Annotated in this window: 14 protein-coding genes and 2 tRNA genes; 7 read left to right on the forward strand and 9 right to left on the reverse strand. The window is 71.0% G+C overall.

Going from position 1 to position 16705, the window contains the following annotated elements:
• Positions 1–215: 215 nt before the first annotated feature.
• Together tig and ACFW47_RS03175 are read right to left on the reverse strand one after the other, a co-directional pair.
• Positions 216–1610, reverse strand: a complete 1395-nt coding sequence (gene tig, locus ACFW47_RS03170; protein ID WP_386278714.1) for a trigger factor — start codon at positions 1608–1610, stop codon at positions 216–218.
• A gap of 168 nt (positions 1611–1778) precedes the next feature.
• Positions 1779–1855: transfer RNA gene (locus ACFW47_RS03175), tRNA-Pro, on the reverse strand.
• A gap of 172 nt (positions 1856–2027) precedes the next feature.
• Here ACFW47_RS03175 and ACFW47_RS03180 point away from each other — a divergent pair.
• The 3 genes from ACFW47_RS03180 (at position 2028) to ACFW47_RS03190 (ending at position 3430) form a co-directional block, all read left to right on the forward strand.
• A tRNA-Gly gene (locus ACFW47_RS03180) sits at positions 2028–2101 on the forward strand.
• A 482-nt stretch (positions 2102–2583) separates the two neighbouring features.
• A complete protein-coding gene (locus ACFW47_RS03185; protein ID WP_386278712.1) occupies positions 2584–3000 on the forward strand; it encodes a hypothetical protein in 417 nt (138 codons plus the stop codon).
• A gap of 229 nt (positions 3001–3229) precedes the next feature.
• Positions 3230–3430, forward strand: a complete 201-nt coding sequence (locus ACFW47_RS03190) for a hypothetical protein (protein ID WP_386304561.1) — start codon at positions 3230–3232, stop codon at positions 3428–3430.
• 135 nt (positions 3431–3565) lie between these two features.
• Here the strand turns inward: ACFW47_RS03190 and ACFW47_RS03195 are convergent, their stop codons facing one another.
• Positions 3566–3760: a hypothetical protein gene (locus ACFW47_RS03195; RefSeq protein ID WP_386278709.1), complete on the reverse strand. Its 195-nt coding sequence runs from the start codon at positions 3758–3760 to the stop codon at positions 3566–3568.
• 665 nt (positions 3761–4425) lie between these two features.
• Between ACFW47_RS03195 and ACFW47_RS03200 the strand changes: the two genes are divergently transcribed.
• Positions 4426–5601, forward strand: coding sequence for an acyltransferase family protein (locus ACFW47_RS03200; protein WP_386278707.1), 1176 nt, complete (start codon positions 4426–4428; stop codon positions 5599–5601).
• Positions 5602–5619: 18 nt separating this feature from the next.
• On the opposite strand, the gene ACFW47_RS03205 is transcribed toward ACFW47_RS03200, so the two are convergent.
• Both ACFW47_RS03205 and ACFW47_RS03210 read right to left on the reverse strand, forming a co-directional pair.
• Complete coding sequence (locus ACFW47_RS03205) at positions 5620–6114, reverse strand: HD domain-containing protein (RefSeq protein ID WP_386278705.1); 495 nt, start codon at positions 6112–6114, stop codon at positions 5620–5622.
• A gap of 12 nt (positions 6115–6126) precedes the next feature.
• Positions 6127–7311 carry a PP2C family protein-serine/threonine phosphatase gene (locus ACFW47_RS03210; RefSeq protein WP_386278703.1) on the reverse strand — a complete coding sequence of 395 codons (1185 nt, stop codon included), beginning with the start codon at positions 7309–7311 and terminating at the stop codon, positions 6127–6129.
• Between the two features lie 161 nt (positions 7312–7472).
• On the opposite strand from ACFW47_RS03210, the gene ACFW47_RS03215 reads away from it, so the two are divergent.
• Entirely contained in the window at positions 7473–8726 is a 1254-nt protein-coding gene (locus ACFW47_RS03215; RefSeq protein WP_386304563.1) for a GNAT family N-acetyltransferase, read from the forward strand.
• 59 nt (positions 8727–8785) lie between these two features.
• Here ACFW47_RS03215 and ACFW47_RS03220 read toward each other — a convergent pair whose 3' ends face one another.
• Positions 8786–9604 carry an Fpg/Nei family DNA glycosylase gene (locus ACFW47_RS03220; protein WP_386278699.1) on the reverse strand — a complete coding sequence of 273 codons (819 nt, stop codon included), beginning with the start codon at positions 9602–9604 and terminating at the stop codon, positions 8786–8788.
• 234 nt (positions 9605–9838) lie between these two features.
• A complete protein-coding gene (locus ACFW47_RS03225) occupies positions 9839–10324 on the reverse strand; it encodes a ribose-5-phosphate isomerase (RefSeq protein WP_386278697.1) in 486 nt (161 codons plus the stop codon).
• 206 nt (positions 10325–10530) lie between these two features.
• Here ACFW47_RS03225 and ACFW47_RS03230 point away from each other — a divergent pair, with 206 nt between their 5' ends.
• Positions 10531–11988 carry an amino acid permease gene (locus tag ACFW47_RS03230; RefSeq protein ID WP_386278695.1) on the forward strand — a complete coding sequence of 486 codons (1458 nt, stop codon included), beginning with the start codon at positions 10531–10533 and terminating at the stop codon, positions 11986–11988.
• Positions 11989–12072: 84 nt separating this feature from the next.
• Here ACFW47_RS03230 and ACFW47_RS03235 read toward each other — a convergent pair whose 3' ends face one another.
• Positions 12073–12654 (reverse strand): biotin transporter BioY, encoded by a 582-nt coding sequence (locus ACFW47_RS03235; RefSeq protein ID WP_386278693.1) that lies wholly within the window; start codon positions 12652–12654, stop codon positions 12073–12075.
• 330 nt (positions 12655–12984) lie between these two features.
• Here ACFW47_RS03235 and ACFW47_RS03240 point away from each other — a divergent pair, with 330 nt between their 5' ends.
• Positions 12985–14370 (forward strand): amino acid permease, encoded by a 1386-nt coding sequence (locus tag ACFW47_RS03240; RefSeq protein WP_386304564.1) that lies wholly within the window; start codon positions 12985–12987, stop codon positions 14368–14370.
• Between the two features lie 109 nt (positions 14371–14479).
• Here ACFW47_RS03240 and ACFW47_RS03245 read toward each other — a convergent pair whose 3' ends face one another.
• Positions 14480–16687 carry a S1 family peptidase gene (locus ACFW47_RS03245; RefSeq protein WP_386278689.1) on the reverse strand — a complete coding sequence of 736 codons (2208 nt, stop codon included), beginning with the start codon at positions 16685–16687 and terminating at the stop codon, positions 14480–14482.
• Positions 16688–16705: the final 18 nt, after the last annotated feature.

The raw sequence follows: 16705 nt of genomic DNA on the forward strand, positions 1-16705 counted from the left end.
CTCCGCGGGGTGCGGGCGCGGGTGCGGAGCCTCGCCGTTGCGCTGGGGGTTCGTCGGCGGGTGCGGTCCCTCGTGGTTGCTCGCGCCCGCGCGGCGGAGCCGCACACGGGGCAGCCCGCGCCCCTGGCGGGGCTGCCCCGCCGTACGCGGAACGGGCCCCGGCACTGATCGTCCCGGGGCCCGTTCTGCGTCCGTCTGCGGAGGCGCGAGGGTGATCAGCCCTCGGTCTTCTCTTCGGCCTTGTCGGCGTCGGACTCGGTGGACTCGGCGGCGGCCTCGGTGGCCTCCTCCGTCTCCTCCTCGTCGTCCAGGTCGACGACCTCGCCGTTGGTGTCCTTGACCGTGGCCTTCTCGACCACGACGGCCAGGGCCTTGCCGCGGGCGACCTCGCCGACGAGGAGCGGGACCTGGCCCTGCTCGACGACGGCCTGGGCGAACTGGTCGGGGGACATGCCGGAGGAGGCGGCGCGGCGCATGAGGTGCTCGGTGAGCTCCTCCTGGCTGACGTTGAGCTTCTCCTGCTTGACCAGCTCGTCGAGGACGAACTGGGTCTTGATGCCCTTGACCGCGGCCTCGCGGGTCTCGGTGTCGAACTCCTCGGCGGTCTTGCCCTGGAGCTCCAGGTACTTCTCGAGGTCGAGACCCATCTGGCCGAGCTGGTGGTGCTCGAGGTTGTGCTTACGGGTGTTGATCTCGTCCTCGAGGAGCTTCTCGGGGACCGGGACCTCGACCAGCTCGAGCAGCTTGTCCAGGACGCGCTCCTGGGCCTGCGTGGCCTGGTCGTACTGCTTCATGTTGGCGAGGCGCTTGCGGCTGTCGGCGCGCAGCTCCTCCAGGGTGTCGAACTCCGACGCGAGCTGCGCGAAGTCGTCGTCCAGCTCGGGCAGCTCGCGCGCGGCGACCTGGGTGACCTTGACGGTGACCTCGGCCTCCTTGCCGGCCGCCGAGCCGCCCTTGAGCTCGGAGGTGAAGGTGGCCTCGCCACCGGCCTCCAGGCCCTTCACGGCATCGTCGATGCCCTCCAGCAGCTCACCGGAGCCGATGGTGTAGGAGACGCCGTCGGCGACGCCGTCCTCGAGGATCTCGCCCTCGACCTTGGCCTGCAGGTCGAGGGTGACCACGTCACCGTCCTCGGCGGCACGCTCGACCGGGGAGGTGGAGGCGAAGCGCTCGCGCAGCTGCTCGACCGACTTCTCCACGTCCTCGTCGGTGACCTCGACGGCGTCGACCTCGACCTCGATGCCGGAGTAGTCCGGGATCTCGACGGTCGGGCGGACGTCGACCTCGGCGGTGAAGTTCAGCGTCTCGCCGTCCTTCAGCTCGGTGATGTCGACCTCGGGCTGACCCAGCGGGTTCAGGTCGGCCTCGTTGACCGCGTCGGTGTAGAACTTCGGGAGCGCGTCGTTGACGGCCTCCTCCAGGACGGCGCCACGACCGAACCGCTGGTCGATGACCCGGGCGGGGATCTTGCCCTTGCGGAAGCCCTTCACCGTGACCTGCTGGTTGATCTTCTTGTACGCCGCGTCGAGGCTGTCCTTGAGCTCCTCGAAGGGCACCTCGACAGTGAGCCGAACCCGGGTCGGGTTCAGGGTCTCCACGGCGCTCTTCACGGTTCGGTCTCCTTGGTGGCTGACTTCTTGGGTTCTGCCGGGGCCAGCGGGGCGTCCGGCGGATTCGCCGCCCGGAGACTTCAGACTCTGAGACACACGGGCGTGCAGCTTGCATAGTAACGGCAGCGACTACACCGCCCAAAAGGCGATCACCCGGTGATCGGTCGGTGGTCGGGGTGGCGGGATTTGAACCCACGGCCTTCCGCTCCCAAAGCGGACGCGCTACCAAGCTGCGCCACACCCCGTCTGGTGCGACACGTAGGGTACATGCCGCCAGGCACCGGGCACGCCTGGTTTCCCGGGTGCCCGCGCACGTGCCCGTGGACTCCGGCGCGGACCGGAAGGGGTGTGCGGGAAAGGGGTGCGACCCGCTACGATGCCTCCAGTGCCGCGGTCACCGACCTGCGGCGCGGCTGTGCGGGCGTAGCTCAATGGTAGAGCCCTAGTCTTCCAAACTAGCTACGCGGGTTCGATTCCCGTCGCCCGCTCCAGACGGCTCAGGGCCAAGCGGAGGATCATTCCTCCGCTTGGCCCTGATCGCTTTCCGGGCCCTGATCAGTCGGTCGTGTCCGGAGCCCTGAGGTCGTACCGCAGGGACTGCTTTCGAGGGGAACGTCAGGCCGCTCGCGCATGATGAGCGTGGATCGATTCCCCAACTCCTGCGCCGGCAGCCGGCGGCGCTCCCCCGGAGCATGTCTCGACACCGCCCGACCGTCCCACCCGGGACTCTTCGATTCGAAGGAGACGAACACGTCGATCCGGGACGGTCGGCAAACCGGCAGGTCAGCGGCTTGCCGCAAGGCCAGGGAGACCGCCGGGAGGCCCCTCGAAGGGGCAGCGCGGCAGAACTTGCCCTTCTCCGTCAAGCCCCGCGCACGGTGCGGGAGCGCACCGCCTGCACGGCGGTGCGTGCAGCGGGCGGGGGCGGAAAAGGATCTACCGCACGCCCAGCAGGCAACCGAGGATGGCCCCCATGGGGGAAACCACCGTGCGCACAGCGTTCCGTCTCACGTTCACCGACTACCACCAGGACCCGAACGACAGCGACGTACTGCGGCGGGCAGTGACCATCCAGGCCGACCGCATCACGTTCGACGACGGCCGCCTGAACCTATGGCTCACAGGCACCCACGTCGGAGAGTTCCCGCTCGACATCATCGAGTCCGTCTGCCCCTACGGTGATGCCGGCAGAAGGCGTGAGACGCCGGAGGAGCTACGGGCTCGCTTTCCGCGGATGGGCCACCCGTGGTCACCTGAGGACGACGCCCGCCTCCTTGCGCTCTACCAGCAAGGCGAACGGGACTTCGGCACCCTCGGGAAGCAGTTCGGCCGGAAGCCCAGCGCCATCCGGTCGCGGCTGGCCAAGCTCGGTCTCGAAAGCCTCGCTTGACGTTACTGCGGTTCCGGCGCCTGTGGCTGGGGCGGCTGACATCCGAGCAGGGGGGCTCATGGGGGTTGTCGTCTGTGTTGGTTTCGTCACTCTGGCCGGGTACATGATCCGGAGCGCCGCCATGGTGTGGCGCGACCCACGCCGGGCGCGGACGGAAGCTGCCGGGTGGGACAAGCTCGGCAAGCGTGGAGCCTGGGCGGTCACACGCGGCATCGTTCCCGTTGCCGGTATGTTCACCTGCCTGGCCGTCATGGCGGTCTCGTTCCTCGGAGCCGAGTCCTGGGGCACGGTTCGAGGCGCCCTGGAGACGGTCGGGACCGTGTTCTTCGCCGTGATGCTGATCTGCTTGGTCGCCATCACCTCCATAGCCGTGTTCAACAGGCCAAGATTCCTCGTACCGCCGTACCTCCGCGACAGACGCCGCCTGTAACGACGAACAGAGGCGAGCGCCCCGGGCCGGATCAGTATCGAGCAAGGACGGAACCGGGGCCGGGCCGGAGGCCTCTGCGCCGTGCGGCCACCGCGGGCCGGCCGCTGTGGGCCGGCGGCCCGGCAGACGGTCCGGTCAGAACTGGATCGAGTTGATCGTGTCCGCTATCGAGTTCAGGAACCGCTGGATGTCGTCGGCCATGCCCGTCGAGGCCAGGAAGAAGCCGAAGAGGATCGCGACGATCGCCGGGCCCGCCTTGATGGAGCCTCCTCGCAGCAGCACCACCAGGATGATCGCCAACAGCAGCACCACTGACAGTGAAATGGCCACAACTGATCACACCCTCGATCGGTCCGCTCTCCCGGCCCGGAGGTGCGGCCGCGCACACCCCCGCCAGGACCATCGTGCCACCAACCGGGCCCCGTCATGCGGCCGGTGACGCATCGTCGGCCGGTTCCTGGGGTCCGGCACTGCCCCGCACGCTTGGACCCACCCCACGACCCCACCACGCACAGAAATTCGACAGGTCACCCGTCTGGGGAATTCCGACCACTTCGTTTCGATGTCCACACAACGCGTTCGCAGATATTTCGAATTACCCCGGGAACCACACCGACGGGCACATCACAGGGAGATCACAGGTTCACGCGGAGGCCCTGGACGGGCCATTGAAGCGGACATTCCAGGGAAGTCACCCTCCGCTCTTATGCACTGTTTAGTCATGACGTGTCATGACAAGTGGGGCGCCCTGGACACCCCTCAGGTGCGCGGCGGCTTTGCGCGCCGTGGCGCAGGTCATGCCGCCGCCCGGGACAAGTTCCCCGAATTGCGGGGTACTCGCCAGGCACTCGGGATCCGAATGCAGGAATGACGTCGAAGGTTTTACGGAATCCCACGGAGAACGCTAGGGTGCCTCAGATGTTCTACGCTGCCTCGTCCCCCACCAGAGCAGCGAGGTCCTGTGACAACTCGCCGATTTTCCGGCGGGGGGTTGCATGACGAGCTCGCTGCGACCGCACGGCGACCGGAAGACGCCGCCCCCACCGGATCAGCAGACACAACCGAGCCGACAGCGCGACGCGTTCTTCGACAACGCCAAGTACCTGGCGATCGTGCTGGTCGGCGTCGGCCACGCCTGGGGTCAGCTCCTGGACGGGAACCGGACGGTGGAGACGCTGTACCGGGCCCTTTACACGTTCCACATGCCGGCGTTCATCATCATCTCCGGCTACTTCTCGCGCAGTTTCGACCTGAGCCCCAAGCGCGTGAAGCGCCTGATCACCGGCGTCGCCGTCCCCTACGTCATCTTCGAGATCGGCTACGCGCTGCACCGCCGCGTCAGCGAGGACCCGTCCAACGACATCAGCCTGCTGGACCCCACCTACCTCCTGTGGTTCCTGTGCGCGCTGTTCATCTGGCGGCTGACCACCCCGATCTGGCAGACGGTCCGCTGGCCGCTGCCGATCGCCCTGGTGATCGCGGCGCTGGCCTCCGTGACGCCCACCATCGGCAACGACCTGAACATGCAGCGGGTGCTGCAGTTCCTGCCCTGCTTCGTACTGGGCCTGGTGCTGCGCCCCGAGCACTTCCAGCTGGTGCGGCGCCGCTCGGTGCGGATCATGTCCGTGCCGGTGGTCGCGGTGGCGGTGGCCGTCGCCTGGTGGTCGGTGCCGCGCATGGAGACCGGCTGGTTCTACCGCAATGCCGCAGTGCAGGCCACGGACGCCCCCTGGTGGTCCGGGCCCCTCCTGACGCTCGCGCTCTTCGGCTGCTCGGTCGTGCTGACCGCCTGCTTCTTCGCCTGGGTGCCGGGGCGGCGCATGTGGTTCACCGCGCTCGGCGCGGGCACGATCTACGGCTACCTGCTGCACGGCTTCGTGGTGAAGGAGGGCACCTTCGCGGGCTGGTTCCACGATCCCGCGTGGGACACCCCGCTCGGCGAGATCGCCATCACCGTCCTGGGAGCCACTCTCATCACCCTGCTGTGCACCAAGCCCGTCCAGCGGGTCCTGCGGTGCGTGGTGGAGCCGAAGATGGAATGGGCCTTCAAGCGGGACGCCGGTGAGGCGGCCCGGCGCCGTGAGAAGCGGGAGCGGAAGGCGGAGGGACGCGAGACCGGCGCCGACGCGGCGCGCGCGTCCAGCGGGGCCGGCGAGAAGGTGCCCGTCTGACGTGCGTCCCTCGAGGCACTAACGTCCGTCCGGCAGACCGAGGAGTGCGCGCATCCGCGTGTACTTCTCGGTCAGTCGTGTGCGCGTGGCTCCGTCGAGGACCGCGAGCCGTGCAGGGTCGGCGTTGTGTGCCAGGTCCGCCTCCTTGACCAGCGGCGCGCCGGGCGTGGCGAGGATGCGTGCCGCGTACGCCTCGGGCGGCTCACCGGCCCGCTTGGTGAGGGCCAGGACGATGTCCTTGGTACGGCGGCTCAGCGCGGCCTCGCGCAGCCAGTCCTCGGACAGCGCGTCGTCCTCGACGGCGTCGTGCAGCCAGGCCGCCGCGACCTGCTCGTCGTCGCCGCCCCGCAGCCGCACGCCCTCGGCGACGGCCCTCAGGTGCTCGGCGTAGGGCCGTCCCGCCTTGTCGGTCTGCCCGGCGTGGGCGGCGCGGGCGACGGCCTCCACCTCGGCCACGGTGAGCCGGGCGGGGGGTGTGGGCGGCGTGGCGGGTGCGGGCGTGGTGCGGGACACCGGGCCAGTGTGTCAGTCCGCCGCCGAGGACTGGGCCGTCGGGCCCTCCCGGCAGATCAGCAGCAGGGCCCGGTCGTCGTTGACGTCCTTGGCCACCGCTTCGATCAGGTGCCAGGCGGCGCCGTGGAAGCCGCCCGCCACGTAGCGGTCGGCCTCGCCGGTGAGGCGGTCGATGCCCTCGGCGATGTCCCGGTCCGAGGTTTCCACCAGGCCGTCCGTGAAGAGCATCAACACGTCTCCGGGACGCAGCGATCCCTTCACGGAGTCGAACTGCGCACCGTCGTACACACCCAGCAGCGGCCCCTCGGCCGACTTCTCCTCCCAGCGGCCGGTGCCGGCGCTGAGCTGGAGGCCCGGCGGATGTCCGGCCGAGTACAGCTCGTAGTCGCCGGAGTCGAGGTCCAGGACGAGGTGGATGGAGGTGGCGAAGCCCTCGTCCCAGTCCTGGCGGAGCAGGTAGCCGTTGGCGGCGGGCAGGAAGGCGTGCGGCGGGAGGCTGCCCAGCAGTCCGCCGAAGGCGCCGGACAGCAGCAGGGCGCGCGAGCCCGCGTCCATGCCCTTGCCGGAGACGTCGGTGAGGACGACCTCCAGCGTCCGGCCGCCGCCCGTGCGGGCCGCGACCACGAAGTCGCCGGAGAAGGACTGGCCGCCGGCCGGGCGCAGCGCCATCTCGCGGTGCCAGCCCGGCGGCAGCTTGGGCAGCTTGCTCTGGACCCGGATGCGTTCGCGCAGGTCGAAGAGCATGGTGCCGCCGCGCCGCCAGGGCACGCCGACCCGGCTGCGGAACTGGGCGACCAGCAGCCCGAAGAAGCCGCAGGCCGCGACTACTAGGACGACCCCGGGGGTGACCCGCGAGGGACCCTCGGTGTACGGGCCCAGCTGCACCGACTCCACGATCAGTGCCGTGGCCGCCGCCGCGTACAGGCCCAGCAGGCTCGCCGGGCGCAGCAGCAGGCCGCCCGCGACGATCGGCAGGACCAGTGCGGAGGGTGCGCACCACACCGAGTTCATCATCGTGGTGGCCGCGATGACGGGGATCGTCAGCAGCAGTCCGGCCAGCGCGATCCAGTCCGAGCCGTCGCCGCGGAAGTAGTCGACGGCGGATCTGCGCATGCCGACGCGGGCCCGGTGCCACTGCTTCTTCCACCGGGCCGTGAACGTGTCGGCTTCCGCGCGCCGCTGTCGTCCTGCTGCCATTAGTTCGGGACCCTATCCATCGGACCGGGCACTTGGCACGGGAGGTCCCGCTTGTCCCCCGTCCGAGACCCGACTTCACAGTGAACTTCACGAACGGCCCTCGCGCGGCAACTGGCGGAAATTCCCTCGCCCGTCCTTCGCGCCCCTGGTACGCATGGCCCATGAGTGATGACAGCGGCGACCTGACGCGGACCGGGCTGCGGACGCTGCGGCGAGGCGAGTGGGACACGTGGTACGGGACACTGATCCGTGCCTTCGGCGGCGTCCCGGAGTCGGCCGAGGAACTGGAACTGTTCAACTCCCTGACCGAGACCGACCGCTCGCTCGGCGTCTGGGACGGCGACGAGTGCGTCGGTACGGCGGGGTCGTTCACCTTCCGGATGACGGTGCCGGGCGGTGCGGTCGTGCCCGTGGCGGGTGTCACGATGGTGGGCGTGGCCGCCACGCACCGGCGCCGGGGCGTGCTGACGTCGATGATGCGGCGGCAGCTGGACGACGTACGGTCCCTGGGCGAGCCGCTGGCCGTGCTGACGGCCTCCGAGCCGGCGATCTACGGCCGGTTCGGGTACGGCGCCGCGACCTTCCAGGTCAACGCGGAGATCGACACGGACCGGGTCCGGCTGTCGGTGCCGGACGGCACGGATGACGTACGGCTGCGGTACGCGGCGCCCGGTGACGTGCTCGACGCGTGCGAGGCGGTCTACGCGCGGCTGGTGCCGGGGCGGCCGGGCATGCTGGCCCGCCGGCCCGGCTGGGAGCGGCTCGGGCTGCTGGACCCGGAGAGCGAGCGGGAGGGGGCGTCGCCGCTGCAGTGCGTCCTCGCCCGGCGGGGCGGTGAGGTGACCGGGTACGCCCGGTTCCAGGTGCGGCCCGCCTGGCGCGGCGAGGGTCCCAGCGGCACGGTGGTCCTCAAGGACCTGGCCGGGCTGGACCCGGCGACCGAGGCGGCGCTGTGGCGCTTCCTGTTCGGCATCGACCTGACGTCGACGCTGGCGGTGCGGGGGCGGCCGGTCGACGAGGCGTGGCAGCACCAGGTGTCGGACCTGCGGCGGTGCGGGCCGGTGCTGCGGGACGGGCTGTACGTGCGGCTGGTCGAGGTGGGGGCGGCGCTCGCGGCGCGCGCGTACCAGGCGCCGGTGGACGCCGTGTTCGACGTCGAGGACGCGTTCTGCCCCTGGAACGCGGGGCGTTGGCGGCTGAGCGGGGACGCCAAGGGGGCGTCCTGCGAGCGCACGTCCGACGCGGCGGACCTGGCGCTGTCGGTACGGGAGCTGGGCGCGGCGTATCTCGGGGGCGTGAGCCTGGCGTCGCTGGCCGCGGCCGGGCGGGTGCGGGAGGTGCGGCCCGGGGCGCTGGCGGAGGCGTCGGTGGGGTTCGGGTCGGACGTCGCGCCGTGGTTGCCGCACGGGTTCTGAGGGTGACCGCGCTCTGCGTGCCGGACCCCGCGTCCGCGGCATGATCCGCACGACAGCCCCTAGGCGCGTCCTCGCTGGCAGGTCGGGCACCAGAAGAGGTTGCGGGCGGCCAGGTCCGCGGTGCGGATCGGGTCGCCGCAGAGGTGACAGGGCTGGTTCGCGCGGCGGTAGACGTAGACCTCGCCGCCGTGGTCGTCGACGCGGGGCGGGCGGCCCATGGCCTCGGGCGTGTGCTCGGGGCGGACGGTGTCGATGCGGTTGTTCTTCACGCCCTCGCGCATGAGGGCGGTGAGGTCGTCCCAGATCGCGTCCCATTCGGCGGGCGTGAGGGACTTGCCGGGGCGGTACGGGTCGATGCCGTGCCGGAAGAGGACCTCGGCGCGGTAGACGTTGCCGACGCCGGCGATGACCTTCTGGTCCATGAGCAGGGCGGCGATGGTGGTGCGGCTGCGGGAGACGCGGCGGAAGGCCGCCCGCGGGTCGGCGTCCGGGCGCAGGGGGTCGGGGCCGAGGCGGTCGTGTATCGCCTGCTTCTCCGGCTCCGTGATCAGGGCGCAGGTCGTGGGGCCGCGCAGGTCGACGTAGGCGGTGTCGTTCGCCAGGCGGAGGCGGACGGTGTCCGTGGGGGGCGGGGCCGGGGCCGGTCCGAAGGTGACCTTGCCGAAGAGGCCGAGGTGGATGTGGACCCAGTCGGCCGCGCCGAAGCCGAGGAAGAGGTGCTTGCCGTGGGCCTCGGTGCGGGTGAGGGGGGTGCCGGTGAGGAGGGCGGCGGCGTCGGAGAACTTGCCCTGGGGGCTGGTGACGCGCGGTGCCGTGCCGGCGGCGAAGACGGTGGCGTAGTCCTCGGCCAGCCGGTGGATGGTGTGCCCCTCTGGCACGGAGGTGTCCTTTCGTCTTCTTCGCCCACCCGCCCACTCCACTCGGTGGGCCGGGAGGACCGACTCGTCCCGGGGGCTCCGTCCGTGCCGCTCTGACGGATTCCGGACCTGTGCGGCCTGGTGTCTCCACCTGCCGGCGGCCCTCGGTGCAGGTCCCGGTCCGCCAGTGCCCCGGGCGTTCCCGGCCGGCCCCTTTCCCGGTGCCCACGCACCGGGAAAGGGGCCGGTGTGCTGCTACTGCTGCGGGTGGTGGGCGGGGACGGGCGGGAGGTCGCCCGTCGTCTCGTAGGAGGCGAGCATGTCGATGCGGCGGACGTGGCGTTCGTCGCCGGAGAACGGGGTGGCGAGGAAGGTCTCGACGAACTTCGTCGCCTCCTCCTGCGTGTGCATGCGGGCGCCGACCGCCACGACGTTGGCGTTGTTGTGCTGGCGGCCCAGCGACGCCGTCTCCTCGCTCCAGGCCAGCGCCGCGCGCACGCCCTTCACCTTGTTCGCCGCGATCTGCTCGCCGTTGCCGGAGCCGCCGATCACGATGCCGAGGGCGCCCTGGTCGGCGGCCGTGCGCTCTGCGGCACGGAGGCAGAAGGGCGGGTAGTCGTCCTGGGCGTCGTAGATGTGCGGGCCGCAGTCGACGGGCTCGTGCCCCGCCGCCTTAAGCCACTCGACGAGGTGGTTCTTGAGTTCGTAGCCCGCATGGTCCGAGCCGAGATACACGCGCATGCGTCGAGTGTGACACGGGGGCAATGGGGCGGCCGCGCCGGGTATGGGATGTGAGAACACTGAGTAAAACTATGGAACCTCAGGCAAAGCTCAAGTAACGATCCGAAATCAAAGGTTCCAGCATTCGTCAACCTCCGTTTCACTGGTCCGGCTCGTACACCGCTCGTACGAGGAAGTGCACGACCGGCGCAAAGGAAAACACCCCCATGACTTCGCAGCCGACCCTGACCGAGGCGGAGGACGGCCCCGAGAAGCCCGGCGAACCCGGGTCCGGGCTCCAGGCCGGGCTCAAGAACCGCCACCTGTCGATGATCGCGATCGGTGGCGTGATCGGCGCCGGGCTGTTCGTGGGCTCCAGTTCCGGCATCGCCACCGCCGGCCCCGGAATCCTGCTGTCGTACGCCCTCGTCGGCACGCTCGTGGTGCTGGTGATGCGGATGCTCGGTGAGATGTCCGCCGCCAACCCGACCTCGGGTTCCTTCTCCGCGCACGCCGACCGGGCCCTCGGGCCCTGGGCCGGGTTCTCCATCGGCTGGCTGTACTGGTTCTTCTGGGTCGTCGTGCTGGCCGTGGAGGCGACGGCCGGGGCGAAGATCCTGGAGGGCTGGATACCCGCCGTGCCGCAGTGGGGGTGGGCGCTGATCGTGATGGTCGTGCTGACCGCCACCAACCTCGCCTCGGTGGGGTCCTACGGCGAGTTCGAGTTCTGGTTCGCCGGGATCAAGGTCGTCGCCATCGCGGCGTTCATCGTCGTCGGCGGGCTGGCGGTCTTCGGGCTGCTGCCGGGCGTGGACAGCGAGCAGGCGGGGCTGGCCAATCTGACGGAGCACGGCGGTTTCCTCCCGGGCGGGGCGGGGGCGATCCTGACCGGTGTGCTGCTCGTCGTCTTCTCGTTCATGGGCAGCGAGATCCCGACCCTGGCCGCCGGTGAGTCCGAGGACCCGCAGCGGGCCGTCACCAAGGCGACCAACAGCATCATCTGGCGTATCGCCGTCTTCTACCTGGGCTCCATCTTCGTCGTGGTCGCGCTGCTGCCCTGGGACTCGCAGTCGATCACCGACAAGGGGTCGTACGTCGCCGCGCTGGACTCCCTCGGGATCGCCAACGCCGGTCAGATCATGAACTTCATCGTGCTGACGTCCGTGCTGTCCTGCCTGAACTCCGGGCTCTACACGGCCTCCCGCATGGCCTTCTCGCTCGGTCAGCGCGGTGACGCGCCGGGGGCGTTCGCCCGGACCACCGCGCGCGGCGTGCCGCGGACGGCGATCCTCGTGTCCGTGGTGTTCGGTTTCGTCGCCGTGTTCTTCAACTACGAGTTCCCGGACTCCGTCTTCCTCTTCCTCGTCAACTCCTCCGGCGCCGTGGCCCTCTTCGTGTGGCTGGTGATCTGCTTCTCGCAGCTGCGGATGCGGAAGATCATCCAGGCCGAGGCTCCGGAGAAGCTGGTGGTGCGGATGTGGCTGTTCCCGTACCTGACCTGGGCGGCCGCCGCGGTGATCGTCTTCGTGCTCGGCTACATGCTCACCGACACGGAGCACAACGGGCGTACGACCGTGCTGCTGTCGCTGCTCGTCGCGGCGCTGGTGCTCGTCGTCGCCTTCGTCAAGCAGAAGGCCACCGCGCGGAAGGCCGGCGAGCGCGAGGCCCTCGCCGCCGGGGACTGACCGCCGGGACCGGCGCACGAGGAAGGGGCCGGCCCGGTCGCGGAGGCGATCGGGCCGGCCCCTTCCTCGTGTCCGTGCGGCCGTCTACTTCTTGTCGACCAGCTTCCAGGCGGTGGGCAGCACACCCATCGCCAGCGCCGCCTTCAGCGCGTCGCCGATCAGGAACGGGGTCAGGCCGGCCGCGATCGCGGCGGTGAGGGACATGTCGGCGGCGAGGGCCAGGTAGGGGACGCCGACGGCGTAGATGACCGCTTCGCCGAGCAGCATGGTGCCGGCCGTGCGCAGCATCGAGCGGTCGGCGCCGCGGCGGGCCAGGGCGCCCACGACGGTGGCGGCGAGCAGCATGCCGAAGACGTAACCGAGGGACGGGGCGCCGACGCCGGAGCCGCCCTCCGCGAACCACGGCACGCCCGCCATGCCGACCAGGGCGTACAGCGCGAGCGAGAGCAGGCCGCGCCCGGCGCCGAGGGAGGTGCCGACGAGCAGCGCGGCGAAGGTCTGGCCGGTCACCGGGACCGGGGAGCCGGGGACGGGCACCGCGATCTGGGCCGCGACGCCGGTGAGCACGGCACCGCCGGCGACCAGCGCGACATCCCGGACCCGGGAGGAGGGGATGAGGTCGGCGAGGACCTGGCCGGAGCGGGTGGGAAGGGCAGCGGTGCTCATGGGGACTCCGCGGGTGGTGTGGACATGTCGGGACAGCGCGACGCTATCCCAGCGTGCCGGACCCGATCACCGGCAGCGCTCGACAAAGGGTCGATCGGCGCCTTGGTGGGCTCCCGACAAAGAAGCGGCATACACATGGTTGCGGGTGATATCGGTCACCGTGGCGGGGAGGTGAGTGTCACCCGGAAACGGAATCAAGTATTCGGACGATCACTTTCCGTATCGGCGTCGTCCGTATCGTGGGCAACCGGTGTCGCCGGCGGGCGTCAGACCGGAGACTGTGGGCGTTTTTGCCCTGCCCCCGCCCCCCACGCATTGGACGAGCCGCCCGTGTCCAACAGCACCACCACCGAGGCGCCGCCCGAGTCGCACGACGACGCCTCCCTCTCCCACGGCCTCAAGCAGCGCCACCTGTCGATGATCGCCCTCGGCGGCGTGATCGGCGCCGGGCTGTTCGTCGGCTCCGGGGCCGGCATCGCCGCCGCCGGGCCCTCGATCGTCGTCGCCTACACCCTCTCCGGCCTCCTGGTGATGCTGGTGATGCGGATGCTGGGCGAGATGTCGGCCGCCTACCCGTCGTCGGGTTCCTTCTCCGCGCACGCCGAGCGGGCGATCGGGCCCTGGGCCGGCTTCACCGCGGGCTGGGCGTTCTGGGTGCTGCTGTGCACCGCCGTCGGCCTGGAGGGCATCGGCGCCGCGGCGATCGTCCACGGCTGGCTGCCGGGCACGCCCGAGTGGGTGTGGGTGGCGCTGTTCATGGTGGTGTTCTGCGGGACGAACCTGGCCGCCGTGAAGAACTTCGGCGAGTTCGAGTTCTGGTTCGCCGCGCTCAAGGTCGGCGCGATCACCCTGTTCCTGGTGCTGGGCGTGCTGGCGATCGCCGGTGTCCTGCCCGGCAGCGACTCCCCCGGCACGTCGCACCTGAGCGACTTCCTGCCCAACGGCGGCAACGGCCTGATCATCGGCCTGCTCGCCTCGGTCTTCGCCTACGGCGGCCTGGAGACGGTGACGATCGCGGCGGCCGAGTCGGAGAACCCGGTCAAGGGCGTGGCGAGCGCCGTGCGGACGGCGATGTGGCGGATCGCGCTGTTCTACATCGGTTCCATGGCCGTCATCGTGACCCTGGTCCCCTGGGACTCCCCCGAGGTCGTCGAGAAGGGCCCGTACGTCGCGGCCCTCGACGAGCTGGGCATCCCCGGCGCCGGTGAACTCATGAACGTCGTCGTGCTGGTCGCGCTGCTGAGCGCGATGAACGCCAACATCTACGGCGCCTCCCGCATCGGCTACTCGCTGGTCGAGCGCGGGCAGGGCCCGAAGGCGCTGGGCCGGGTGTCGGGCGGGGTGCCGCGGATCGCGGTGCTGGTCTCGTCCCTCTTCGGCTTCGGCTGCGTACTGCTCAGCTACTGGCGTCCGGACGACGTCTTCGCCTGGCTGCTGAACATGATCGGCGCCGTCATCCTGGTCGTCTGGATCTTCATCGCCGTCTCCCAGCTGCGGTTGCGGCGCCGTCTGGAGCGGGAGGCACCCGGGAAGCTGGTGGTGCGCATGTGGGCGTACCCGTGGCTGACCTGGGTGGCGCTGGCGGGCATGGCCACGGTGTTCGTGCTGATGGCCCGCGAGCCCGACACGCGGGTGCAGCTGTACTCGACGGGCGGTATGACGCTGGTCCTGGCCGCCACCGGCTACGCCTGGCAGCGGCGGCGGGCGCGCGGCTAGCCCCCTTCGGGGGCCGCACCCGCACCCGCCCCTTCGCGGCACTCGGCCCCGCCGGGCCGGAACCCGGCGGGGCCGAGAAGAGCCCTCCCCACGATGACGGCGCCGGCCGTTACACCGCCGAGTACCCGAAGTAGTTGCCGTTGGCCGGGAGTCCGCCCTGGCCCGGCTGGTACGTGGTCGCGGGCCGGCTCGTGCCGCCCGGTACGACGTTCGGGAACGGCAGGACGTGCAGGGCTCCGGTGGCGGCGGGCCCGTAGGGCATTCCGGCGTAGAGGTTGCGCGGGGTGAAGTGGATGCTGGTGCCCAGCTTGTCGCCCTCACCCGGGGAACCGGGGATGCCGTCGCCGTCGCCGGCCTCGACCCACAGGTCATTGGCGCCCGCCGCGCCCATCAGCGAGAAGGTGTGGACGGCACCGGCGTCGGCGACGCCCGCGAGATCCTCACCGGGGACGCCCACGGCGATCTTCAGGGTGGCGGCGGAACCGACCTCCCGGGGCGCGGTGTTGACCGCGCTCAGGGACGAGCCCACGCCGTCACCGGCCTCGATCGTGCCGGAGCGGTCGTCGGTCCCGGTGCCCTGGTTGAGCGCGTGCAGGTAGTCCCAGGTGCCGTCGGCCTTGATGTGCACGAGCATCACGTTGCCCGCTCCGGCGCGCTGCGCGCCGCCGGTCTCGGCGGGCAGGGCCTCGCCGGGGGAGCCGATCGCGAGGATCGAGTCGGTGGCCGTGGCCGCGCCGGACGGGCGGTAGGCGACCAGCGCGAGGGCCTGGGCGAACTTGTCACCGGCCTCGGCGCCGCCGCTGATCCTCTCGTTGTCCTGGTCCAGGCCCGTGACCACGGTGGGCCGGCCGCCGGCGTCCAGCTTGTGGCTGAGCACGGCCAGGTTGCCGGCGTTCGCGTCGCCGCCGATGGCGTCGCCGGGAGCGCCGATGGCGATGAAGTTGGCGTCGCCCGTGACGGACGTGCCGAAGGCGTCGCCGGCCTCGGCCGCGCCGGGGACGCCCGCGGTGTCCTGGTTGACGCTGACGTTGGTGTCGCCGTGCACGTAGAAGGCACCGCCCGCCTTGGCGAGCGAGCCGAGCGCCTCACCGGGCGTGCCGATCAGGATCCACGGCTTGCCTTCGGCGGTGGTGCCCGCGGCGAGGGAGGCGCCCATCCGGTCGCCGTTCTCGGGCGTGGAGGCGCCGATGGAGCCGTTGCCGGAGCCCTGCTCGAAGTGGCGGGCGGCCGGGCCGCTGCCGAGGCCGTTCTCGCCCCCGAACAGGATGTCGACGAAGCCGGCGTCGACCGCGCTGCCGACGTTCTCCTCGGAGGCGGAGACGACGAGGTCGGTGTAGCCGTCCTCGTTGTAGTCGACGGTCGCGAGGTGGTTGCCGAAGTGGTCGCCGGCCTCGGCGCCGCCGGGCACCCAGTCGAGGTCCTGGGTGATCTCGGCGGTGCCCTTGCCGCCGCCGTGGACGACACGGACGAGACCCGCGGTGGTGTCGCCGCCGACCGTGGCCATCGGGTCGCCGATGGCGATGTCCTCGACGGCGTCCCCGTTGAAGTCGACGATGCGGGTGGCGCCGACCTGCGCGTCGATCCAGGAGGCGAGGTCGTCGACGCGCGCGATGACGCCCGCGGTGGAGGTCTGGGCCTCGTCGATGCCGAGGCAGCCGCCCTGGAAGGACCGGCTGTTGAGGCCGACCAGCTTGCCGCCGGAGACCACCGGGCCGCCGGTGTCGCCCATGCAGGCGGCAGCGCCGTCCTTGCCGGTGACGTCCGCGGAGGTGGCCGCGGTGGAGTCGACGGTGTAGGTGCCGGTGTGCAGCTTCTGCGGTGCCCACACGGTCTTCGTACGGCCGTATCCGGCGAAGGTCAGCTCCGCACCGGCCGCGGGCGCGGTGGTGGCGAGCTGGGCCGGGGTCACGTTGGTGACGGGCCGGCTGAGGCGGGCCAGGACCACGTCACGGTCCGTGCGCGGCACGATCTCGACGACACGGCGCTCGGCGCCCTGCGTGCCGGTGAGGTCGGAGCGGCCGATGACGGCGGTGGTCGCCTTGGCGGGGACGCCGGCCGGGACGGCGAGCGAGGCGGCCGGGTCCTCGGCGAAGCAACTGGCCGCGGTGAGCAGCCATTCGGCGTCGACGAGTACGGCGGAGCAGCCGCGGTCGTGGGCGCCGATGGTGATCTTCGCGGTGTAGGCGTGGGTGGTGTCCGAGTCGGCGACCGGCGTGCCGCCGGTGACGGCGACGGCGGGTGCCGTGCTCAGCGCGAGCGACCCGGCGGCCAGGACCGCGCCGAGCGCGGCCAGACGGGGACGTCTGATGGAAGGCATACGAGTGGTTTCCTCAAT

Origin of the sequence: Streptomyces sp. NPDC058796, from assembly GCF_042745235.1 — a bacterium.
Taxonomy (GTDB): domain Bacteria; phylum Actinomycetota; class Actinomycetes; order Streptomycetales; family Streptomycetaceae; genus Streptomyces.